General features: G+C 69.6%; 15 protein-coding genes. 12 read left to right on the forward strand and 3 right to left on the reverse strand.

Annotated features, from left to right (window positions below):
• Positions 1-180: 180 nt before the first annotated feature.
• Entirely contained in the window at positions 181-3,345 is a 3,165-nt protein-coding gene (locus tag WMF24_RS07130) for a beta-propeller domain-containing protein (protein ID WP_437735606.1), read from the reverse strand.
• Positions 3,346-3,758: 413 nt separating this feature from the next.
• Here WMF24_RS07130 and WMF24_RS07135 point away from each other — a divergent pair, with 413 nt between their 5' ends.
• The 6 genes from WMF24_RS07135 to uxuA all read left to right on the forward strand — a co-directional run bounded on the left by WMF24_RS07135 (position 3,759) and on the right by uxuA (position 13,652).
• On the forward strand, positions 3,759-5,687 hold the full coding sequence (locus WMF24_RS07135) for a D-glucuronyl C5-epimerase family protein (RefSeq protein WP_437735607.1): 1,929 nt from the start codon (positions 3,759-3,761) through the stop codon (positions 5,685-5,687).
• Between the two features lie 223 nt (positions 5,688-5,910).
• A complete protein-coding gene (locus WMF24_RS07140) occupies positions 5,911-7,107 on the forward strand; it encodes an FIST signal transduction protein (protein WP_437735608.1) in 1,197 nt (398 codons plus the stop codon).
• A gap of 187 nt (positions 7,108-7,294) precedes the next feature.
• Entirely contained in the window at positions 7,295-7,684 is a 390-nt protein-coding gene (locus WMF24_RS07145) for a tautomerase family protein (protein ID WP_437735609.1), read from the forward strand.
• Positions 7,685-7,709: 25 nt separating this feature from the next.
• Positions 7,710-7,949 carry a hypothetical protein gene (locus WMF24_RS07150; protein WP_437735610.1) on the forward strand — a complete coding sequence of 80 codons (240 nt, stop codon included), beginning with the start codon at positions 7,710-7,712 and terminating at the stop codon, positions 7,947-7,949.
• Positions 7,950-8,852: 903 nt separating this feature from the next.
• A complete protein-coding gene (locus WMF24_RS07155) occupies positions 8,853-12,248 on the forward strand; it encodes a glycosyl hydrolase 115 family protein (protein ID WP_437735611.1) in 3,396 nt (1,131 codons plus the stop codon).
• A gap of 348 nt (positions 12,249-12,596) precedes the next feature.
• Positions 12,597-13,652 (forward strand): mannonate dehydratase, encoded by a 1,056-nt coding sequence (gene uxuA / locus WMF24_RS07160; RefSeq protein ID WP_437735612.1) that lies wholly within the window; start codon positions 12,597-12,599, stop codon positions 13,650-13,652.
• 61 nt (positions 13,653-13,713) lie between these two features.
• Here the strand turns inward: uxuA and WMF24_RS07165 are convergent, their stop codons facing one another.
• Positions 13,714-14,916 (reverse strand): serine hydrolase domain-containing protein, encoded by a 1,203-nt coding sequence (locus tag WMF24_RS07165; RefSeq protein ID WP_437735613.1) that lies wholly within the window; start codon positions 14,914-14,916, stop codon positions 13,714-13,716.
• A gap of 229 nt (positions 14,917-15,145) precedes the next feature.
• Here WMF24_RS07165 and WMF24_RS07170 point away from each other — a divergent pair, with 229 nt between their 5' ends.
• Complete coding sequence (locus tag WMF24_RS07170) at positions 15,146-15,652, forward strand: winged helix-turn-helix transcriptional regulator (RefSeq protein WP_437735614.1); 507 nt, start codon at positions 15,146-15,148, stop codon at positions 15,650-15,652.
• A 54-nt stretch (positions 15,653-15,706) separates the two neighbouring features.
• Here the strand turns inward: WMF24_RS07170 and WMF24_RS07175 are convergent, their stop codons facing one another.
• Positions 15,707-16,522 carry a TetR/AcrR family transcriptional regulator gene (locus WMF24_RS07175; RefSeq protein ID WP_437735615.1) on the reverse strand — a complete coding sequence of 272 codons (816 nt, stop codon included), beginning with the start codon at positions 16,520-16,522 and terminating at the stop codon, positions 15,707-15,709.
• A gap of 115 nt (positions 16,523-16,637) precedes the next feature.
• On the opposite strand from WMF24_RS07175, the gene WMF24_RS07180 reads away from it, so the two are divergent.
• From WMF24_RS07180 to WMF24_RS07200, 5 genes are all read left to right on the forward strand, one after another.
• A complete protein-coding gene (locus WMF24_RS07180; RefSeq protein WP_437735616.1) occupies positions 16,638-17,270 on the forward strand; it encodes a hypothetical protein in 633 nt (210 codons plus the stop codon).
• 409 nt (positions 17,271-17,679) lie between these two features.
• Positions 17,680-17,853, forward strand: coding sequence for a hypothetical protein (locus WMF24_RS07185; RefSeq protein WP_437735617.1), 174 nt, complete (start codon positions 17,680-17,682; stop codon positions 17,851-17,853).
• Positions 17,854-17,981: 128 nt separating this feature from the next.
• Entirely contained in the window at positions 17,982-19,511 is a 1,530-nt protein-coding gene (locus tag WMF24_RS07190; RefSeq protein ID WP_437735618.1) for an amidohydrolase family protein, read from the forward strand.
• Between the two features lie 81 nt (positions 19,512-19,592).
• Positions 19,593-21,179 carry a hypothetical protein gene (locus WMF24_RS07195; protein ID WP_437735619.1) on the forward strand — a complete coding sequence of 529 codons (1,587 nt, stop codon included), beginning with the start codon at positions 19,593-19,595 and terminating at the stop codon, positions 21,177-21,179.
• Between the two features lie 24 nt (positions 21,180-21,203).
• Positions 21,204-22,286, forward strand: a complete 1,083-nt coding sequence (locus WMF24_RS07200) for an ABC transporter substrate-binding protein (RefSeq protein WP_437735620.1) — start codon at positions 21,204-21,206, stop codon at positions 22,284-22,286.
• Positions 22,287-22,310: the final 24 nt, after the last annotated feature.

Genomic DNA, 22,310 nt, shown 5'->3' on the forward strand with positions numbered 1-22,310 from the left:
CGCCCGCAGCGCCGGCCTGGGGGCGCGCGCCGGCGAGGCGGGGCCCTCGCCGAGCTCTGCTGGGCAGATGCCTGCCATCGACGAGCGCGCCGCGATGGGCCCGGTGCCGGCGTGGCGGCTTGTCTGGAGGTTGGGGGGAGGCGCGCTCAACGCGCTGCCGAGGGGGAGGGGCGCTTCGCGCTACTGCAGGAGGTTCGTGACGTCGAGGTCGAGCTGGTGGATGCCGTACCGCTGCGCGCTGACAAGGACCTCGTCCTGGGCCCTGTCGACGAGCACCTGGGGTTGCCACGCGCCCATGAAGAACGCCTGCGCCACGGGCCGGCGCGGGTCCTCGTAGTCGACCATCAGCGTGCCGTAATCCACGTTGAAGAACGCGCGGCGCTCGGCGACGAAGGGCATCAGCGTCATCCAGCCATCGATCGGCGTCTCCGAGAGCACGTCGAACCCGGTCGACGAGCTCGTGTCGCTCGGCCGCAGGATCGCGAGGGTGTCCGCCTCGTAGCCGTAGCTCCACCGCCAGTACGACGGCCAGATCCGGTCGCCGTACATCATGAGGGCCCGCTGGTGCTCGTCGATGAGGAGGGTGTTGTTGATCGTCTTGCCGAAGAGCTCCTGGTAGTGGTTCAGGTGCGCGCGCCCGTCGTGCAGCGTCGATCGCGCGATCGCCGGCTCGATGAAGTGGCTCCCCCACACCCTGTCGCGCGTGAACACCTTCGTGCCGCGGATCGCGAGGACCTCGCCAGGGACGTTGATCGCCGGGCCGAGGACGGGCGCCGCGGGGCGCGACAGGTCGACGCGCCGGAGGAAGTAGCGCGCGTGGGGGCGCGGGTCGTCGGGCACGGCGGCGGGCAGCTTGACGGACACGTAGACGTCGCCCTTGTGCGCCAGCGAGCTCACGCCGGACTCGTCCGCGGGGAGCGCGAGGGGCGGCACGACCGCCGGGTGATCCGGGTCCGACAGGTCGACGACGTGGACGGTGATCCCGGTGACCTCGCGGCGCGCCGTGCCGTCGTAGCAATACGACTCGAGGAGCCCGTCGAGCGCAGCCTCGTCGGCGATGGGCGTACAGTCGTCCTCGCCCTCGACGAGCCGCGTCGTGCACGTCGCGAACCCGCCCTCGCAGTACTCCGGCCCGCCCTCGAGCGCGTGGCAGGTGCGCAGCCCCGTGATGTACGTGCAGTTGTCCACGCCGGAGCAGGCACTCTCGCCGTGCTCGTACGCGACGTACGACTGGCAATGCTCTGCCGGGCCGATGTCGGTCCAGGTGCCGGTCTTGCTCACGAACGTGAGCGACCGGTTCGTGACATGGAGCCTCGTCGGCACGTAGTCGTAAACATCATAATAAGCGCCGTAGCTCGGGGGCAGATCCGTCGTGACGAGCTGCCCCGCGGCGCGCGGCCGCACCGGATCCGAGAGATCGACGACGCTGATCGTCGTCTCGTAGCTGGGCCAGCCCACGTACCTGGAGGTCACGACGGCGAGGAGGTCGTCCCCGACCTTGTAATAGCTCGCTTCGGGCGTGACCGGGAAGGTCGCGAGCGGCGCCGCGACGTCGGCGACGTCCGACGCGGCGATGACCTCCGCCACCGCCATCTCGCCGGCGTCGCGCTCCCAGGAGTCCTGCTCGGGGCTGCGGATGCGCACGCGGTGATCGCCGTATCCGAGGACGGCGGCGTAGTTGGGCGCGAGATCGAGGTCGCCGAGCTTCTTCGGGTCGTCGAGATCGCGCTGATCGTAGAGGCTGAGCTGCGTCTCCGACACGTTCGCCGCGGTGTCCGGGCCGGCGCGGAACGTGCGGCGCACGGGGCTGGCGTGCTTCATCACGCCGCGGCGGGTCAGCGTCGCGCTCGAGTACGTGAAGATCTGCACGGCAGAGTTCATCCTCCACCGGCCGCTCTCCCGGCTGTACCCGGTGAACGGCAGGAGCACGAGGCCCGTCTCGATCTCGCCGGTCGGCGCCGCCACGCTCACGGCCCCGTCGAGCACGGTGAACGCGCGGTGGTCCCAGCTGGCCTCCGACCAGTTCCAGCCGTCGTCGTTCCCCGCCACCTCGGAGCGCGCGATCATCGGGTTCGGGTTTGTCAGGTCGGTGATGTCGTACAGGCTGGCCGCGAGCCTGCGCGTCCCGCCCTCGTCGTTCACCCCGATCCCGATGAGGCGGGTCGCGCCGAGCACCGGGCGCAGGAAATCGTTCCATCCGGAGACGATGAACTCGCTCTTCTCCTCGACGTTCCCGTCGGGATCGATCGAGAAGGCGTGGAAGGGATCCGTGCGGAAGTAGGTGACGGCGAACGCCCGGTCGTCGAGGAAGACCGCGCCGTAGAGCGACTCGCCCTCGCCGAAGTCCTCGCTGTCGATCGGCGCGAGGTCGTCGGGATCCGACGCGTCCCACGTCTGAAGGTGGCTCGTCCCCCCGCCCCACTGCGGGCCCGAGAAGACGCGCAGCGTGTCGTCGCGGAAGTCCATGTGGAACTGCGAGCGCACGTAGCCGTCCACGGTGACCGTGTCCCGCAGCGTCATGGATCCGTCGATGTTCGAGATGTCGACGATCGACACCTGGCTGTTCTCGTGATCCCAGTCCTCGGGGCCGCGCGCCACGAGCAGCACGTCGCCTTCCGCGTGGACGCCCGTCACGTACCCGCCGAGGTCGAGCCGGCTGCGCTCGACGAGCCCGCGCCGGGTCACGTCGAAGCTCTTGACCACCGCCTGGTTGCGATACTCGGAGTTGCCGTTCCCGAGGTCGACCCACCCCCACTCGGTGCTGGCCACGTAGAGGGCGTCCCGGGTCGCGCCGTTCGCGTACCGGCTCGTCGCGATGTACCCGGGCACGTCGAACTGCGATAGGAGCTCGGGCGCGTTCCGGTTGGAGATGTCGATGAGGAGGACGGCCCCGCCCTCCCGGCGCTCCACCGCGAGGCTGCCCGGCGTGGCGCGGAACCCGACCCAGTTGTTCATCAGAACGACGGCGCGATCGCCGTCGACGTACATCTCGACCGGCGTCCCGGCGACCGGCATCTGCCCGACGAGCGTCGGGCTCTCCGGATCGTGGATGTCGATGACCTGGAGGCCCCGATAGCCGTTGAGGTTCAGGAGGTGCCCGTCCCGGAGGACCCGGTAGATATCGCCCTCCTCGAGCTCGCGTTCTTCCTCCTCCTCTTCTTCCTCCTCCTCTTCTTCTTCTTCTTCTTCTTCCTCCTCCTCTTCCCCGTAGAACACCCTGGGCAGATCGTCCGCAGACACGAACGACGTCGTCCCGCTGAGGAACTCGGCGACTTCGGCCGCGTCCTCCGCGGTGCCGCTTACCTCGGCGCGATCCGCGCCGGCCGTGCATCCCGGGCCGATCACGAGGAGCGACCCCCCGAGCCAGCAGGTTAACGCCGCGTTGCGTTGTGTTAAGAATCTCATCCCGCCACCTGGCCCCTTTCTCTCGTATCCGATAAGGGAGCGAAACTCGCTTATATCGCCCCCGCGCGACGTTCGACGCAAGCGAGAAATGGCCTGGGTACATCGAGGAATCGCTCTGCTACGCGGTTGTCACAGGCGGCACGCGTACGTGCAAGACAGGCAGTCGTTTGCGCACAAACGGCGCCGATGTGAGCATCGCTGTGTCGCCGACACGCCGACAGCGAGCGGGGCGCGCGGGCACGCGTCCGCACGTCCGACATCCGCGAGCCGGCGTGCCCCGCTCGGCTTCGGTCTTGCGGAGCCTCGGAGTTGCTGATACGCGTCGAACTCGCTGCTTTCCGGGGTACCTGTCCATGCCGCCTTCACGCGCTCTCACCATCGCAACCCTGGCGGCGCTCGCCGCTGTGTCCTCGGCGCTCACGACCGGATGCGACAGCCGCAAGCGCGCCGACGAGGCAGCGGCGAAGCCCGCGGCCGCGTCGGCCGCCCCGGCCGCGTCGACCGGCGCCCCGCAGGCCCGGAGGGCCGCCGCGCCGCCGGGCGACGACCGCTTTGCGACCCAGATCGCCGCGAATCTGTCCCGGGTGCCCGACCCGGCGATCCAGCTCCCGGAGGGCGGCGGCGCGGGCGCCGAGCTCGACAATGCCACCTTCCGCGATCGCACCATGGCGTTCGTTCGCCAGGTGATGGCGGGCGGTGACAAGGTGACATGCGATCTGTCCCTGTCGTCCAATCGCCCTTTCCGCGCTGTCGTGATGGGCTTCCAGGAAGGGAAGCAGATCGCGCGCGGCGACGCGTCGGACGCGGGGCTCTGCGTCGCGCTGAAGGGCGCCGCGCGCCGGGCGCTCGCGGCGGCTGGCGGCGCGCGCGACGCGCTCGACGGCGCGCGGCTCGTCGTGGAGCTGCCGGATCATCACCAGTCGATGGTCGAGAGCGTCGAGGGGAAGGGGAAGGCGGTCGAGCTCACGCACGGCCTCGTGCCGGTCCGTTTCCTCGACAAGGCCCTGCTCGCGAAGCGCATCGAGGACGGCAAGGGCTATCTCCTGCGCGTCATCGACCCGCAGCACAAGGGGGTTCACAAGTACTACCATGCCCCTTCGGACCGGTTCGAGGACGAGCTCCACACGATCTACACCGCGTCCACGGCGCTGACGCTGCTGAAGCTGCACGCCTACAAGCCGGACGACCGCCTGCTCCGCCTCGCGACCGAGGCCGCGGGCTTCATGATGGCGATGCAGAGCCGCGAGGTGCGCGATCGCACGGCCGGCGGCTTCTTCTACGCGTTCGACCTCGAGCGCAAGCGGCCCGAGCGCCGGCTCGTCGTGGGCACCGCGTCGAAGACGATCTTCACGCTGCTCGAGCTCCACGGGCTGACGAAGGAGAAGAAATACCTCGAGTCCGCCGTGATGGCGGCCGACTGGCTCATCGAGATGCAGCGGCCCGACGGCAGCGTGCGCTCGGCCCTGAGCGGGCAAGAAGGCGGCGCGTGGAAGGTCCAGGGCAAGGAGTCGACGCTCTACACCGGACAGGTCCTCTCCGCGCTGTCGCGCACCTACCGGGCCACGAGCAACAAGAAATACCTCGACGCCGCGGCGCAGACCGCGGACTTCGTGCTCGCCAGGATCGCCAAGAAGGGCTGCTTCCTCGGCGACGACTACAGGAAGCCCAACCCGATCTCGAGCTCGTGGGCCGTCCAGTCGCTGCTCGATTTCGCGAAGGCGAGCGGCGATCCGCGCGCCGAGCAGGCCGTGTTCCGCTGCGCCGACGACCTCGTGAAGCGGCAGTGGCGCAGGCCCGAGGACGCCTACCGCTACGGCCGCTGGCAGCGATCGCTGTCGAGCAGCGGGACAGGCTGGCTCGCCGAGGTGATGTCGGAGGTCTATCATCACTGCCGCCAGAAGGGCATGGACGGCTGCGAGCGGTACAAGGACGCGGTGGTCGCCGCGATCCGGTTGCTCCTGCAATACACGTACGGGCCGGAGAACTCGTTCGTGGTGAAGAACCCGCGGGCGTCCGCCGGCGGGGTGTTCTGGAGCGTCCGGGATCGTTACGTGCGCACCGACTCGGTGTGTCACGCGATGAACGCGTACCTCAACATGATGGGCGAGCTCGGCGATGGCCCGCTGCTCACGTTGCCGGAGCGGCCGCTCGCCGAGCGCATGGCGCTCGCCGGGGAAGCGACGGGCGCGGCGAGCGCCGAGCTCTCCGAGGAGGACGGGGAGGAGGACGACGAGGCCGCCGCTGGGCAGTCCGGGCCGAAGGGCGAGGACCCGGACGATTGAGGCAGGCCTCATTCCAGCGCTCGAATCCGGCCGGGGTCGGCGCGGGTTCGTGTATATGGATCGGGCGTGGTCGACCCGACCTGGGGGGGCACGGCAGGAGGTCAAGATGCCGATGGATAGCAGCGATCTGAGCAGGGAAAGCGCCGCTCTTCCCGCGGGGAATGGCGACGTGAAGGAGGCTCCCCGTGCGGGCCGGGCGGGCGCCGAGCAAGCTGCGGCGCGAATGCGGATCGCCACCGCGTCCTCCTCGGCGGGCTCGGCGGACGCCGCGCTCGCGGAGGCCATGTCGGCGCTCCGCGCGAGCCTGGGCGGGGAGCCGGATCACGTCGTCCTGAGCTACACCGAATCCCATGATCTCAGCGAGCTCGCGCGCGCCACGGCGGCGCTGCCGTCCTCCGTGCGGGTCCACGGATCGAGCTCCTGCCTCTCGGTCATGACCTCCGCCGGGATCCACGGCGCCGGGGGCCCTGGCCTCGCCGTGTTCGGCATCGCGGACGCGCAGGGCGCCTACGGCACGGCGGCCGAGCCGGTCGGCGAATCGCCCCGCGCGGCGGCCGCCCGCGCGGCGCGCCGCGCGATGGAGGACGCCGGCCGCGGCGGCAAGCCGCCGGCGCTGTTCTGGCTGACCGCGCCGCCCGGCGTGGAGGAGCAAGTCCTCTGCGGGATCGAGGACGCTGCGGGGCCCGACGTGCCCGTGTTCGGCGGCTCCTCCGCGGCGAACTCGCTCGGCGGGGTGCTGTCGCAGCTCGCGCGCGGGGCGGCGCACCGCGACGCGGTCCTCCTGTCGGCCCTGTATCCCTCGGGCGAGCTCGCCTTCGCGTTCGGCTCCGGCTACACGGCGACCGAGCACCGGGGCTGGGTGACCCGCTCGGAGGGCCGGCGGGTGCCCGAGATCGACGGGCTCCCGGCCGCGGAGGTCTACAACCGCTGGACCGGCGGCGCGCTCTCCGCGCAGCTCGGCGGCGGATCCATCGCGGCGGAGAGCACGCTTTGCCCGCTCGGCAGGCCCGCCGGCTGGGCGGGCAAGGTCCCGCAATTCGTGCTCATCCACCCCAATGCGGTGGACGAGGACAACGCGCTGACCTTCGGCGTGCACATCAACGAGGGAGACGAGCTCGTGCTGATGAAGGGTACGCGGGAGGACGTGCTCGATCGGATCCAGTCCGTGGCGGGCGCCGCGCTCGCGTCCGCGCGGCCCTCGTTCCGGCCCGAGGGCGCGCTGGTGATCTTCTGCGCCGGCTGCATGCTCGCGGTGCGCGACGACATCGAGCGCGTGGTCCAGGGGATGACCGCCGCGCTCGGCCCGACGCCGTTCCTCGGCAGCTTCACGTTCGGCGAGCAGGGGTGCTTCGTCCGGGGCAAGAACCAGCACGCCAACCTGTCCATCGCCGTCGTCCTGCTCGGGCAGCCGGCGACCTAGCGCGACAAACGGGTTGAACCCGCCTGAAACAAGCAGAATTTCGAACCGCCAAGGCGCCAAGGGCGCCAAGATCTCGTCGTCTTCTTCTTGGCGTCCTTGGCGCCTTGGCGGTTCATTTCTCGCTCGCTCAACATGATCGGTGTTCTAGCCGCGGCTCGAATGGCCAGGTGATCCAGGAGAATCGTTGATGTCTCAGGTCAAGATCTACGGAATCAAGGAGAGGCTCAACCCGGTGAAGGAGACCCTGTCGCGGGTGATCCACGCCTGCGTCATGGAGGCGCTGCAGCTCCCGCAGGACAAGCGGGCGCACCGCTTCTTCCCGATGGATCGCGAGGACATGCTCGCCCCGGGCGGGCGCACCGACGCCTACACGATCATCGAGATCTCGATGATGACCGGCCGCAGCGTCGAGACGAAGAAGAAGCTCGTACGGCTCCTGTTCGACAGGATCCGCGACGAGGTCGGCATCGACCACCAGGACATCGAGATCTGCATCTCGGAGTCGCCGCCCCACGACTGGGGCTTCCGCGGCATGCACGGCGACGAGGTCAAGCTGAACTACAAGGTCAACCTCTAGCCTCCCGCCGCCCGGGCTCCTCCGCGTGAAGCTCGCCGTGCTCCAGGCCAGCGCCGTCCCCGGGCAGGTGGGCGCGAACCTCGCGCGCATCGACGCCGCAGCCCGGCGCGCCGCGGCGGCTGGCGCGCTCCTGCTCGTCACGCGCCCCGATCTGTACGCCCGGTGGGAGAGCGCCGCCGTCAAGACATGGCCGGCCGGCGCGCCGGCTCCCCGCCCGGCCGGCCCCGGGCTCCCGCGCGGGCGATCGGCTGCCATCGCCGGGTAGCAGCGCGCCACACACGGCTTCCAGCTCCCCGGCCCTCGGTGTACACTGCCGGGCATGGGTCGCCGCTTTCTTGCCCTGCGTCCTCTCGCCTTGCGCGCCGCAGCCGGCCGCTCTTCGGGCGATGAGCCGGGCGGCGGTTCCGCTGCGATCGGCGCGGGCGCGGGCAGGGCCGGTGGCGGCGTCGGGGGCACCGGCACCGGCGGAGCCGGCGCAGAGGAGGAGAGAGGCAAAACGACTCGAGGATGTCAAGGCCGAACCGCCATGCCGGGCGCGGGTGATCGAAGATCCCTTGTGCGATCCGCCGACCCACCTGGATGAGCGACGGACCATCGAGTACCTGTCCCCGCGGCGAGGGACGGTCTCCACGCCACAGCCAGCGGGGCCCAGCATCGCGAGATCGAGAATGACGATCGCGTGATGAGGCGGCGCAGGCGGCGTGCCGGCCGCGCGTCGGGCGGCGCAGATCGCCTCGTCATCGACGCGTCGATCGGTCGCACACGCTGTGTTGCGCGCTCCGGATTGCTCATGAGCCGTCGATCATGGCGGCGAGCTTCGCTGTGGCGGCGCATTGGGGGTTGCGCCGCTTACATCCTGTGTCGGGAGAGCAGATTGTGTGATCAGAACGGCTCTCCGCGGGCATAAAGCTACGCTCCGGACTCATCGGTTCATTCTTTCTGGCGGGCTCGTGTGTCGACACTCCTGGAAGAAAAATCCAGCCACGGTCGACGGCGTGGCTCGCGGCTTCGCCGACCAACACGACCCGGATCACCGCAGGCGCTCGTCTTAGAGGGACTTGGACAATTGCATACGTGCGGCCGGCCCAAGCGCCGGATGTCGCGGCCGGCGCGCAGCGCGGGCGGGCCGACGACACCGGTCAGCCGCACCAACGAGGAAAGCACCGTCATGAGCTACGCACGCACCACCATCAGGAAGGGTCGGATCGGACCCTCGCTGCTCTGCTTGTTGATTCCCCTGTCGCTCGCCACGTTGACCGCCTGCGGGTCGGACGGCGCGAACGGCCAGCCGGGGGAGCAGGGGCCGGCGGGACCGAAGGGCGATCAGGGCGAGCCGGGCCCGCAGGGCCCGCAGGGCCCGCCGGGAGAGGGCGGCACGGTCGACCCGGTCGACGAGGCCGAGGCCGCGCCGGCCAGGTACGTCTCGACCGAGGGGGGAGCGGGTCGCTTTCCCCTGGCCGCGGGCGGCAAGGCCGCTCCGCTGGTCGTCAGCGAGGACGATTACGACGGCGTGAAGCGCGTCGCGGGCGATCTCGCCGCCGACATCCAGCGGGTGACCGACATCGAGGCCGAGGTCTTCGAGGAAGTCCCCGAGTCGGCGACCGAGGTGGTCCTCATCGGAACGCTGGGCAGGAGCCCGCTCATCGATCAGCTCGAGGAGGACGGCAAGCTCGACGTCTCCGGGGTGACCGGCAAGTGGGAGACCTTCGTCACCCAGATCGTCGAGGACCCGATGGAGGGCGTGGAGCGAGCGCTCGTCATCGCGGGCAGCGACCAGCGCGGCGCCATCTTCGGCGCGTACGATCTCTCCTCGCAGATCGGCGTGTCGCCCCTCTACTGGTGGGATGACGTCCCGCCCCAGAAGAAGCAAGCGCTGTACGTGCTGCCCGGGCTCCACACCCAGGGTGAGCCCGCGGTGAGGTTCCGCGGCTTCTTCATCAACGACGAGAACCCCGCGACCGGCAACTGGGCGGCCAAGATGTTCGGGCCGGGCAAGGCGCCGAACCACCCCGGCGGGCTCAACCACCTCTACTGGGAGAAGGTCTTCGAGGCCGCGCTCCGCATGAAGGCGAACTACATCTGGCCCGCCGTGTGGGGCCGTGCCTTCGGGGAGGACGATCCCGAGAACCACAAGACCGCGACGCGCTACGGCATCGTGATGGGCACCTCCCACGAGGCCCCGATGATGCAGGGCATCGAGGAGTGGAATCGCCACGTGGTCCCCGAGGTGAAGGACGCGAACGGCAACGTCGTCACCCCGAAGACGGATCCGTACGGCGGCACCGGCGACTGGCGCTTCTCGGTGAACGCCGAGGCGCTGAAGAAGCACTGGACGAAGGGCATCCAGCGCATGGTCGATGAGAACATCGAGGGCGTCGTCACCCTCGGCATGCGCGGCCCGGGCGACGTCAGCCTGCCCCCGGAGGACGGCATCCCGCTGATGGAGGAGATCATCGCCTCCCAGCGCAAGATCCTCGCCGACGTGACCGGCGAGGACGTGACGACGATTCCCCAGGTCTGGACGCTCTACAAGGAGATCCAGGGGTACTGGGACGCCGGCATCCGCGTGCCGGACGACGTCACCGTCGTCTGGGCCGACGACAACTGGGGCAACATGAAGCGCCTGCCGAAGCCGGGTGAGCAGCGGGAGGGCGGCTACGGCCTCTACTACCACTTCGACTACGTCGGCGGCGGCCGTAACTACAAGTGGGTCGACACGAACCTCCTGCCCAACATCTGGGAGCAGCTCCACCTCGCCTACAGCTACGGTGTGGATCGGCTCTGGGTGGTCAACGTCGGCGACTTCAAGAACGAGGAGCTCCCGCTCCAGTTCTTCCTCGACTACGCCTGGAACCCGGCGCGCTGGCCGGTCGAGAAGCTCGGCGAGTGGGAGCGCCAGTGGACCGAGCAGCAGTTCGGCCCGGAGCACTCGGACATCATCGCCGACATCCTGCACAGCTACGCGCTGCTGCAGTCGGATCGCAAGCCGGAGCTGACGAACCGGAAGATCACCGTCGACTACGATCTCCTGTTCACCCAGCCCACGACCCAGGTCCCGGATCCCGACACGGCGGCCGTCACCTACGACGACAGCGCGAGCCCGTTCAGCCTCACGAGCTACCGCGAGCTCGAGCGGGTCACGGAGGAGTGGGAGGCGCTGGCCACGCAGGCCGAGTTCGTCGCCCACCTGCTGCCGCACGAGGCGCAGGACGCCTATTTCCAGCTCGTGCTCTACCAGGTGAAGGCGACGGCCAACCTGTACGCGCTGCGCCTGGCCGGGTTCAAGAACCGGCTCTACGCGCAGCAGGGGCGCGCCGCCACCAACGACATGGCGGTCATCGCGGAGGAGCGGCTCCAGGACGATCTGGCCCTCTCCTACTACTACAATCACGAGCTCGCCGACGGCAAGTGGGAGGGCTTCCAGACGCAGCCGCACATCGGCTACGGCGCGCCGGGCAACCCGTCCTGGCAGCAGCCCGAGTACCAGTACAACAACATCCAGGAGTTCATCTGGCCCGAGCTCGTGTCCATCGCCGTCCCGGCGGCGGCGGAGCTCGGCGTGGCGATCGACGGATCGAGCAACTACTGGACGGCGAACGGGGCGGGTGACGGGAGCGAGGCGAAGGCCGAGCTGCCGGTGTTCAGCCCGTACCAGACCCAGCCCGAGCAGTACATCGAGGTGTTCAACCGCGGCAGCGAGCCGCTCGAGTACACGATCGAGGCCGATCTCCCGGTCGAGTGCCCCTCCGGCTGGGCCGCGAACACCCCGTGCCCGCCGTGGCTGACCATCTACCCGAGCCGCGGCGTCGTCGACAAGGAGGTGCGCGCGACGGTGAGGGTCGACTGGACGATGGCCCCCACGAGCTACCCCGATCCCGAGGATCCGTCGCGGTGGCTGCCGCTGACGTTCCCGCTCGACATCCCGATCACGGTCACCGGGTCGGACGGCAGCTCGGTGGTCGTCACGGCGCGCGTCGAGGACCCGAGGAAGGTCGCCTGGAAGCCCAACCGCTACATCGAGGCCAACGGCTACGTGTCGATGGAGGCGGAGCGGTACAGCCGCGCCGTCGGCACGGAGGACGTCTGGTGGAAGCGGCTCCCGGACATCGGCCGCACCGGCGCGGGCATGACGCCGTTCCCTGTGACGGTGGAGCCCCAGGAGCCCGGCGGCGAGTCGCCTCGCCTCGAGTACGATATGCACCTCTTCAGCAGCGGCGAGGTGACGGTCTGGGTGTACGTCTCGCCCAGGAACAACTTCCAGAAGTGGGAAGAGGGGCTGCAGTACGGCGTGTCGATCGACGACGGCGAGGTCCAGAAGATCAACACGACCTACGCCATCGACCTCGACGGCAACGGGAACAAGATCTGGGAGCGGCACACCTCGGATAACGCCAACATCATGCGCGCGAAGTTCACGATCGACGAGCCGGGCGAGCACACGCTGAAGTTCTGGATGGTCCATCCGGGCGTGATCTTGCAGAAGATCGTCGTGGACGCGGGTGGCGTGCAGGACAGCTACCTGGGTCCGCCCGAGAGCTACTGGATGGGCAGCGGCGCGGAGTAGCGGAGTCGTAGAGCGCCTTCCGCGGGCGACCCGAGGGCCCGCCGCGCACGAGGTGCGCGGCGGGCCCTCGTCTTTCGTGCGCGCCGGCATGGGCCGCGTCGCGAGGCGGGGCGAGCGTCGTCGCCAGGGGAGCGAGCGGGCCGCGCGGGGGGGTGGGCCGATTCGACGACGGGCGGTTGATGCGGCGGGGGGCCGGAGCTACCATCGAGCGCGTTGTCGCGGTGGGCAGCCGTGAGACGCGCGACGTGGAGGCTCCGTACCTGGACGAAGGTTGACCGGCCCGGGGGCCGGGCGGAGGGGCCGCGCCGCGCTCGCTCGCCGAGCACGTCGCCTGAGGAGATCGCAACGATGAAGATGACGTTTCGCTGGTACGGCGAGGACGACCCCGTGCGGCTCGAGTACATCCGCCAGATCCCGGGGATCTACGGTATCGTCTCCGCGATCTACGATGTCCCGGTGGGCGAGGTGTGGCCGGTCGAGAAGCTGCAGGCGCTCAGGGCGCGCATCGAGGGCGCCGGCCTCAAATTCGAGGTCGTGGAGAGCGTCCCGGTGCACGAGGACATCAAGCTCGGCAGGCCGAGCCGCGAGCGGCTGATCGAGAATTTCTGCCAGAACATCCGCAACTGCGCTGCCGCCGGCGTGAAGGTGATCTGTTACAACTTCATGCCCGTCTTCGACTGGACCCGCACGGAGATGGCCAAGGAGCTCGCCGACGGCTCGCTGACCCTGGCCTTCGACGCGCAGGCCGTCGCGCAGATCGACCCGGAGCAGGGCATCGCGCTGCCCGGCTGGGACACGAGCTACCGGCCGGAGCAGCTCCGCGCCATCCTCGACGCGTACAGGAACATCGGGGAAGAGGCCTTGTGGGAGCACCTGGAATACTTCCTCAGGCGCATCATCCCGGTCGCCGAGGAGGTCGGCGTCCGCATGGCCATGCACCCGGACGACCCGCCCCGGCCGATCTTCGGCCTCCCGCGCATCGTCAAGAACCGCGACGATCTGATGCGCCTCGTGAAGACCGTGGACTCTCCGGCCAACGGCATCACGCTGTGCTCCGGATCGCTGGGCGCCGACCTGTGCAACAGCATCGTGTCGCTGGTGTACGAGTTCGGCGGGATGGGCCGTATTCCCTTCGGCCACCTGCGCAACGTGGCCGTCCAGGAGGACGGCACCTTCTTCGAGTCGGCCCACCTGTCGTGCGAGGGCTCGCTCGACATGGCCGCCATCGTGAAGGCGTACCATGACGTCGGCTTCGACGGCTACGTGCGTCCGGACCACGGCCGCATGATCTGGGGTGAGACCGGCAAGCCCGGATATGGGCTGTACGACCGCGCGCTGGGCCTCGTCTACATCAACGGCCTGTGGGAGGCCACGTGCAAGCTGTCGTCGAAGGCGGCTGTCTGATAGTGCTCTCCGGAGGGGGCCGCGCGGGGCCAGCCGCAGGGCGGCGGCCGTGCCCCTGCGCTCACGCGCCCGCCGCCTCGTAGGTCGAGCGCCAGAAGTCCACGAAGACGGGCGGCGCGCTGGGCGAATCCATCAGGCGCTGGGTCATCAGCACGCCGATCACGCCCGTCTGCGGATCCCAGTAGCACGAGGTGCCATATCCACCGTCCCAGCCGAGGCCGCGCGGCTCGCCCGGCTCCGATCTGGTGACGACGGACAGCCCGTAGCCCCAGCCGCGGCGCTCCCAGAAGCCGGGGCTGAACGGCGAGATGGCCTTCTGGTCCGGGGTGATGTGGTCGGTCGTCATGAGCGCGACCGAGCGCTCGGAGAGGAGCCGCTTGCCCCGGTGCTCGCCCCTGTTCAGCATCATCCTGGCGAACGCGAGGACGTCGTCGGCCGTCGAGATGAGGCCGCCGGCGGCCGACGGGAAGCCGGGCGCGCGGCTGAACCGGCTCTCGGATCCGGCGGGATCGAAGACATCGAGCGCCCCTGTCTCGGGGTTTCGAGCATAACAGACCGGCAGGCGATGAAGCTTGTCCGCGGGCACGCTGAAGCCGGTGTCCTTCATCCCCAGGGGCTCGAAGACGCGCTCGCGCAGGAAGGCCTCCAGCGGCTGGCCAGCGGCCCTGGCGATCAGCACGCCCAGCACGCTCAGGGCCGTGTCGTACATCCACGCTTCGCCCGGGTGACGCATCAGCGGCAGCGAGCCCAGGCTCTCCAGCCAGGCGTCGGGGCTCGGCGCGTCCGGGAGCTGCGGCCCGACCGCCACGCCCCTGTCCATCATGGCCTGGACGATGGGATGGTCGCCCTGCGCCATGATCGCGCCGACGCCCATGCGCAGCGTGAGGAGGTCGCTGACAAGGATCGGGCGCCGCGCTGGCTCGGTGTCGTCCACGGGCCCGTCCAGCGCCCTCAGCACCCTGCGGTTCGCGAGCTCCGGCAACAGCGAGTCCACCGGCTCATCGAGCCGCAGCGCGCCGTCATCGACAAGCATCATCGCCGCCGCGCCGGCGATGGGCTTTGTGAGCGACGCGATCCGGAAGAGGGTGTCGCGCTGCACCGGCCCGGCGCCGCCGAAGGCCATCTTGCCGATGGCGTCGGCGTGCGTCGCGCCACCGCGGCTGACCAGCGTGACGGCGCCGGGCAGGTCGCCCCGCTCCACGTGCGCCGCCATCGCCGCGTGCATCCGCTCCAGCCCCGCCTCGGAGAACCCGCCCTCGCTCATCGCACGCTCCTCCTCTCCGGGGCGACAGGCGCCCCCCATCCCTGCGGCCAACAGCGCCGCGATCCCCGCCAGCACGCGGCGGCGATCGACGCACGCCGGCGTCGCGCCCTCGCCTTCAGCCCACATCGGCGCTCGTGATACGAATCTGGAACCAGTTGTATAATGCAACCGGTTGCAGGGTGCGCCATCTGTTGCGAAAGTGCAACCGGTTTTTGACGGGGAGCCGCCGATGAGCAGCACGTACCGATCGGGCTGTCCGATCAACCTCTCTCTCGAGGTGTTCGGGGATCGCTGGAGCCTGATCGTCCTGCGCGACATGATGTTCGGCGGCCGCCGCCACTTCCGCGAGCTGCTCACCCGCTCGGAGGAGGGGATCTCGTCCAACATCCTCGCCGACCGCCTGAAGTCGCTCCAGGACGCGGGGATGATCACGAAGGCCGACGATCCCACGCACAGGCAGAAGGCGGTCTACAGCCTGACGGAGAAGGCGATCGCCCTGGTGCCCATCTTCGCGCACCTGGGCGCCTGGGGGCGCCGGTACATGCCGGTGAGCGAGGAGCTCAGCATCCGCGCGCAGCTCCTGGAGGAGGGCGGTCCGGCGATGTGGGATCAGTTCATGGCCGAGCTGCGCGAGGCCCACCTCGGCGCGCCGGCGAAGCGCGACGGGCCCACCGTCGCCGAGCGGCTGCAGGCGGCCTACGAGGCGGTCTGCGCGCGCCGCGCGGCGCGGCGGTGACGCGTTCGCGCGGCGATCCGCCCGGCCGTGCGTGCTCGTGGACGCCGATCCTCCTCATGTCGAGCTGCGCTGTCGCTCCGAGATCAGGAGAGAGACGGCGTCGAGGATGCGATCGACGCCGAAGCGGAACGCGTGCTCGGGGCTCGACACGCCCTGATACGCCTGACCCGCCGACTGCCCGACGCGCGTCGCGACGGGGAACCGCTTTGCGTCGATGACCTTGTCGAGAAGCGGGGCTGTGGCGACCCACCATTCCACGTCCGTCATGCCGCTCTCCTGGCGGGTGCGCTTCGCGTTCGCCAGGGTCCTCGCCGTGCCCTCGACGTGCATGAGGAGCAGGGTGAGCACCGAATCCATCTCCACGTCGGTGAGCCCCAGGCCGTCGAGCGGCCGCAGCTCGGCCTCGTACTTGAGCGAGACGTTCGGGCCGAGCACGGGGCGCGCCGTGACGATCTCGAGGAGCCACGGGTGCGCCTGGTACAGCGCCCAGTTGCGCTCGGCGATGTACCGGAGCGACGCGCGCCACCCGCCCGGCTGCCGCGACGGCGCGTCGACGTCGTCGTAGAGATGGCCAAAGACCGTGTCGATCATGAGATCGGTCAGCTCGGCCTTGCCGGGGACGTGGGTGTAGAGCGACATGGTCCCGACGTTCAGGCGATCGGCGAGCTGGCGCATGGAGACGGCCTCCAGCCCGCCCGCGTCGGCGAGCTCGATGGCCGCCGACACGATGGCGCGCACCGTCAGCCCCGAACGCCCGGGCTTGCCGTGAGAGCCCCAGAGCAGCGCGAGCGTCCGGGCCGGGTCGGGCGACCGCGCCTCGGCCTCGCGCGGCGCGCGCTTGCTCGCCGGCTTCGCGGGGCTCTTGCTCATCGAGCCGCTCCCGAGGCGTCGGGCTTGACGGAGGCCCCCTCCATCGTACATCGTACCGCACAGATTACGGAACGCCGCATGATGGCAGTATGAGCGGGTTCCAGGCAGCACGTCAATGCGAGACGATGTCCCCACCCGACTCTCCTCCGAGGAAGCCGACGCGCTCTGGGCGCGTCAGGCGGCGCTTGAGGCCGAGGCCGCCGAGGTGCTCGCGCAGCTCGATCTGCTCGCCTGCGCGTCGCGCCTCGGCGTGCCGGAGCAGATCGGCAGCGCGGCGTCCGGGCTCATGGTCTGGCGCGATCTCGACATCGGCGTTCGCTGCCGGGCACCCGGCGCCCGCGAGGTGCTCGCCGCGCTCCTGCCGGTGCTGGCGCATCCGGGCGTCATCGAGGTGCATTACCGCGAGGAGACCGGGGAGCGCAGCCCGACGGGGCGGCCGCAGGACGAGCGCCATTACCTCGTGCTGCGCTACCGCACGCCCGCGGGAAACGTCTGGAAGATAGATATCTCGGTGTGGCAATCGGACGCCCCGCGCCAGCAGCTCGAGTCAGCGCGGCGCCTGCGCGACCTCGATCCCGCGCTCCGGCAGGCGATCCTCTGGATCAAGGACGTGTGGTCGCGCCGGCCCGAATACCCCGAGCAGATCGGCGGCGTGGACATCTACGCGGCCGTCGTGGAGCACGGCGTGCGGACGCCCGCAGCGTTCCGCGCCCACATCGAGGCGCGGACCGCTGCTCGCTGCACCTGACCGACCTCCAGGAGGGCGCTGCGCCGTCCGCCGACTGCTGCTCCAGCAGCACCTCCGCAGCACGCGCCTGCTGCGGGAGCAGCAGGGGGGCCTCCGGTATAGCGGATCCGCGTCTTGCGCAGCGGACGTAAGCCTGGTACGCCGCGTGCAAAGCGTCGACGGAGCAACGTTCGTCGAATTGCCCTGCTGACAGGGGGCGCGGCGCCTGCGGCGCTCCGCTGATCTTCCTTCGCCACCGGGAGGCGTCCACTTGGGCCTCCTCACGTTTCCCCCGGGACGGCGCCTAGGAGAGAGCGGGCGGCTGTCGTGCGGGCGCACCTCCGAGGCTCGCGCGAGGCTCTGTGGCCGTCGCGCGGGTCTGGTCCGCGCAGTGCAACGCGTCAGGGCGACTGCTCACCTGAAGGCCGCCATGAAAAGTCCAGTGGTCGCGCGCGCCGCGATTTCACTCGTCCCCGCCAGCACGACCGTGACGAACGCCCTCGCGGGCAAGCCCGCCGTCGTGCGGTGTCGCGCCGCGGCGGCCGTCGACGTCGAGCGATGGACCGCCACGCGCTGTCGGGGCGCCGCGCTCGCGGCGCTCTAGCCCGAAGGCCTCTCACGTTCACAGGACAGGAGCGGGCGCCACGTCGGCGCGCCGCCCGGGGCGCGTCGATCGCTGCGCAGCGCTGCTGCGGCCGCGCGGGCGCGCGACCGAACCATGGAGACATCGTCATGAGCATCTCATCCTCTCACCTCTCGCTCAAAGATGGCAAGAAGACCTCTCGCTCGCGGGCGGTGCGCGACAAGCTGGATTATCCGGTCATCGACACCGATCTGCACACGATCGAGTTCGCCCCGATCCTCGAGGACTACATCGCGAAGTACGGCGGCGCGAAGTACGTCGACGAGTTCCGCCAGGCGATCAACCGGGGGTTCGGCTACCTGAGCAACGAGTGGTACGAGCTCACGCCCGAGCAGCGCGCGGCGCAGCGCTCGGTGAGGCCGCCGTGGTGGGCCCTGCCGACGAAGAACACCCTCGATCTCGCCACGGTGTCGCTGCCCAGGCTGCTGCACGAGCGGCTCGGCGAGTCGGGGACGGATTACGCGGTCCTGTTCCCGAACGTCTCCACGTTCGCCACCCATGTCGGCAAGGAGGACCTGCGCCGGGTGCTCATCCGCGCCGTCAACGCGTATCACGCCGACGCGTACCGGCCGTACGCCGACCGGCTCACGCCCGTCGCCGCCATTCCGCTGCACACGCCGGAGGAGGGGGTCGAGGAGCTCGAGTTCGCCGTGCGCGAGCTCGGCCTGAAGGTCGCGCTCATCCCGGGCAACCTGCGCCGGCCCATCCGCGCGGTGGCCGAGAAGTACCCGTCGCGCCACCACCCGGACGTCGCGCGGCACGCGAACTGGCTCGACACGTTCGGCGTGGACAGCGAGTACAACTACGACCCGTTCTGGGCCAAGGCCGTCGAGCTGAAGACGGTGCTGACCACCCACTCTGCCGGCATGGGGTGGACGAGCCGCAGCTCGGTGTCGAGCTACATGTACAACCACATCGGCCACTTCGCCTCCGCCTCCGAGGCGCTCGCGAAGTCGCTGTTCTTCAGCGGCGTGACCCGGCGGTTCCCCGACCTCCGCGTCGGCTTCCTCGAGGGGGGGGCCGCGTGGGGCGCGACGCTCTTCGCCGATCTCGTCGGCCACTGGGAGAAGCGCAACGGCAGGGCCGTCCAGAACTACAACCCTGACCTCATCGACGCGAAGCTGCTCTACGCGCTGTACCAGCAGTACGGCGGCCAGGAGGTCGAGGCGCGGCTCGGCGACATCAACGCCGTCCTCGGCGGGGCGCTCGGGGTGTCGAACAACTCGCGCCGCCAGCCGCAGGACCCGGGCGCGCTCGACGACTTCGCGGCGGCGGGGATCGAGCGGATCGAGGACATCCGCGACCGGTACGTGCCGAACTTCTACTTCGGCTCGGAGGCGGACGACCCGACGATCGCGTACGCGTTCAACACGAAGGTCAACCCGCTCGGCGTGCAGCTCAACGCCTTCTGGGCGTCGGACAGCGGCCACTGGGACGTGCCGGATCTGACCGAGGTCCTCGCGGACACGTGGAGCCTCGTGGAGCGGGGGGCGCTCACGGAGGCGAACTTCCGCGACCTCGTGTTCACGCATCCTTACAACTTCTTCGCCGGCAAGAACCCCGACTTCTTCGCCGGCACCGCGGTCGAGCAGAAGCTGCCGAAGAGCAAGGCTGCCTGACGGACAGGCGCCGCGCGGGGCCGACGAGCGCGGCCCCGCGCGGCCGTGATCTCGAGAAAACGAACCTCCCTGGATCCATTCATGCGTTTGCTTGACCGTTCAAGAACAGCCTTCTCCACGATCCTCGCGACGACCGTCGTCCTTTGCGCGAGCCACGCGAGCGCGCAGAACCAGCCCGGAAGAGCCCAGGGGGAGCGCCCTGCGCCCGCCGGCGCGGCGCCTGCCCCCGCCGGCGCGGCGCCTGCGCCCGCTGGCGCGGCGCCTGCCCCCGCCGGCGCGGCGCCTGCGCCCGCTGGCGCGGCGCCTGCCCCCGCCGGCGCCGCCCCGGCCGCCACGCCTGGCGCAGCGGCTGCCGCGCCGACGGCGCCTGGCGCGGTCCCGGGCGTCCCGTCGCCCGCCACCTCGCCCGCGGGGGACCCGACCGCCGAGGCCTTCGTCGAGCCCGACCCCAACGCCGTCACGCGCGACGACCTGCAAGGGCTGGTCACCGACCTCGAGAACTTCAAGTTCCAGTGGCAGCGCGAGCGCGATCTCCACACCGCCATCTCGACCCGCTCCCTCCTCATCGGCGGCGTCATCCAGACGCGCATCGGATGGACGGAGCAGCCGGTGAACACGGCGACGTCGAACGACCGCAAGGTGACGTTCGACACGGGCGCCGCGCTGCTCTCGTTCAACGGCATCCTCTACAAGGACTACGAGGAAGGGCGCAACCTCACCTACTCGCTGCGCTTCGGCGCCTCGCCGCAGCAGGCGAGCAACAACAGCTTCCTCAACCTGCTGGACGCCCAGATCTCGTATTCCGTGCTCTCCACGCTCGCCCCCGAGGACTGGGTCCTTCAGATCACCCTGGGCCAGCAGCTCTTGCCGTTCGGGCTGGAGGTCCCGGCGAGCGAGGAGCTCAAGCCGGTGATCACGAACGCGCAGTTCACGACGAGGCTCGGGCTCAACCGGCGCGAGCTCGGGCTCATCGTCCGGGGCGACGTGCTGCCGCAGGTGGACTACGGCTACAACTACCGCGCGCCCATCCTCGCGTACGCGGTGGGCCTCGTCAACGGGAGCGGGCCGAACACGCCCGACGACAACAGCGAGAAGGACATCATCGGTCGCCTGGCGTTCACCGTGCCGTCCGATTACAACTCCATCCTCCGGCAGATCACGCTGGGCGGGAGCGTGTACATCGGCTGGCAGAACACGTTCCTGAAGGACGAGAAGAAGACGCTGTCCGGAAAGGGCGCGAAGCGCCGCTACGGCGGCGACGTCTATTACAATCACTACCCGATCGGCGTCACCTACGAGTTCATCTATGGCCAGGACGACGTGACGCTCGGGACCACGCCGGAAGATCCGCAGAAGACGAGGCTATCGAGCCTGTCGCACGTGGCGACCTTCTTCTACAACTGGGGCGAGCAGTTCCTGAGGGGCTACCGGAACCAGGGTCGATACGACGACTGGTGGCCGAAGACCTACCAGCCGTTCATCCGCGTCGACCTCTTCGATCCGAGCACCGAGGTGCTGGAGAACCGGGTCGACGTCTACACGCTCGGCTTCAACGTCTTCTTCGCGGAGACGACGAAGTTCCAGCTCAATTTCAACCGCCGCGACGACCGCACGAACACGCGAGGCGCCCAGCACGAGCTCCTCGCCCAGCTCCAGGGCGGCTTCTAGAGCAACGAATCGAGAGAGGAAATCATGAGACGAGCTGTTTTTATCTTGCAGATATTCATCGCGGCGCTCCTGACGTTCTCGTCGCACGTCGCGCGGGCGGACGCGCCGAGCGTCATCCGCGTGGCGTTCGCCGGGGTGGGCATCGGTAACAGGCCCTTCGTGGGCGGCAGCAGCCTCAGCGTCGTGCACGCGCGCGGGCTCCTGGAGGAGGAGTTCAAGAAGGACAACATCAAGATCGCGTGGTCCTTCTTCAAGGGCGCCGGCCCGGCCGTCAACGAGGCGTACGCGAACGGCCTGCTCGATTTCGCGCTCCAGGGAGACCTCCCGTCGAGCATCGGCAGGGCAGGGGGGCTCAAGACGAAGCTCCTCGCCGGGGTGTCGACGCGCCAGCACACCTACCTGGCCGTGCCCGCGGACTCGTCGATCTCGTCGCTCGCGGACCTCAAGGGGAAGAAGGTCGCCCTCTTCAAGGGCACGAACCTCCAGCTCGCCGTCAACAAGATCCTCGCGGGGAGCGGGCTGTCCGAGCGCGACCTCCGGATCCTCAACATGGATACCGCGACCGCCAAGGCGGCGCTGGCCACCCGGGACATCGACGCGGCGTTCGGCGGGTACGACCTCCTCACGCTCCAGGACCAGGGGATCGCGAAGATCGTCTACTCGACGAAGAACGACTCTCCGGCGTACCTGCGCCACGCCCACCTGATCGTCACCGAGGATTTCGCGAACAGGTACCCGGACATCACGAGGCGCGTCGTCAAGGTCGTCGTGCAGGCCGCCCACTGGATCGCGCAGAACGAGGGGAATCCGGCGCCCATCTACCAGCTCTGGTCCAAGTCGGGCGTGCCGTACGCGAACTTCAAGGCGGACCAGACGGGCGACTCGCTCAAGGTGCGCGCGAGCCCCCTGTTCGATGAGTACCTGATCTCCCGCTACAAGGCGGCCGTCGCCGACGCGAAGCGGTTCGGCCTCATCAGGAACACGTTCGACGTCGACTCGTGGCTCGATCCGAGGTTCCTGAACGCGGCGCTCAAGGAGCTGAGCCTCGAGGGCTACTGGCCCGAGTTCGACGCGAGCGGGAAGGTCAAACACCCCGGCAGGCCATGAGGGCGGCGCGCGGCGCGCGGCGTC

This window comes from Sorangium sp. So ce1335 (genome assembly GCF_051521615.1).
Classification (GTDB): domain Bacteria; phylum Myxococcota_A; class Polyangia; order Polyangiales; family Polyangiaceae; genus Sorangium.

Excerpts from the sequence above, each read along its gene's own strand:
- WMF24_RS07200 (WP_437735620.1), top strand. The coding sequence starts at position 21,204 with ATGAGACGAGCTGTTTTTATCTTGCAGATATTCATCGCGGCGCTCCTG.
- WMF24_RS07155 (WP_437735611.1), top strand. The coding sequence starts at position 8,853 with ATGAGCTACGCACGCACCACCATCAGGAAGGGTCGGATCGGACCCTCG.
- WMF24_RS07170 (WP_437735614.1), top strand. The coding sequence starts at position 15,146 with ATGAGCAGCACGTACCGATCGGGCTGTCCGATCAACCTCTCTCTCGAG.
- WMF24_RS07185 (WP_437735617.1), top strand. The coding sequence starts at position 17,680 with ATGAAAAGTCCAGTGGTCGCGCGCGCCGCGATTTCACTCGTCCCCGCC.
- WMF24_RS07140 (WP_437735608.1), top strand. The coding sequence starts at position 5,911 with ATGCGGATCGCCACCGCGTCCTCCTCGGCGGGCTCGGCGGACGCCGCG.
- WMF24_RS07195 (WP_437735619.1), top strand. The coding sequence starts at position 19,593 with ATGCGTTTGCTTGACCGTTCAAGAACAGCCTTCTCCACGATCCTCGCG.
- WMF24_RS07175 (WP_437735615.1), bottom strand. The coding sequence starts at position 16,522 with ATGAGCAAGAGCCCCGCGAAGCCGGCGAGCAAGCGCGCGCCGCGCGAG.
- WMF24_RS07190 (WP_437735618.1), top strand. The coding sequence starts at position 17,982 with ATGAGCATCTCATCCTCTCACCTCTCGCTCAAAGATGGCAAGAAGACC.
- WMF24_RS07180 (WP_437735616.1), top strand. The coding sequence starts at position 16,638 with ATGCGAGACGATGTCCCCACCCGACTCTCCTCCGAGGAAGCCGACGCG.
- WMF24_RS07135 (WP_437735607.1), top strand. The coding sequence starts at position 3,759 with ATGCCGCCTTCACGCGCTCTCACCATCGCAACCCTGGCGGCGCTCGCC.
- WMF24_RS07165 (WP_437735613.1), bottom strand. The coding sequence starts at position 14,916 with ATGAGCGAGGGCGGGTTCTCCGAGGCGGGGCTGGAGCGGATGCACGCG.
- uxuA (WP_437735612.1), top strand. The coding sequence starts at position 12,597 with ATGAAGATGACGTTTCGCTGGTACGGCGAGGACGACCCCGTGCGGCTC.
- WMF24_RS07145 (WP_437735609.1), top strand. The coding sequence starts at position 7,295 with ATGTCTCAGGTCAAGATCTACGGAATCAAGGAGAGGCTCAACCCGGTG.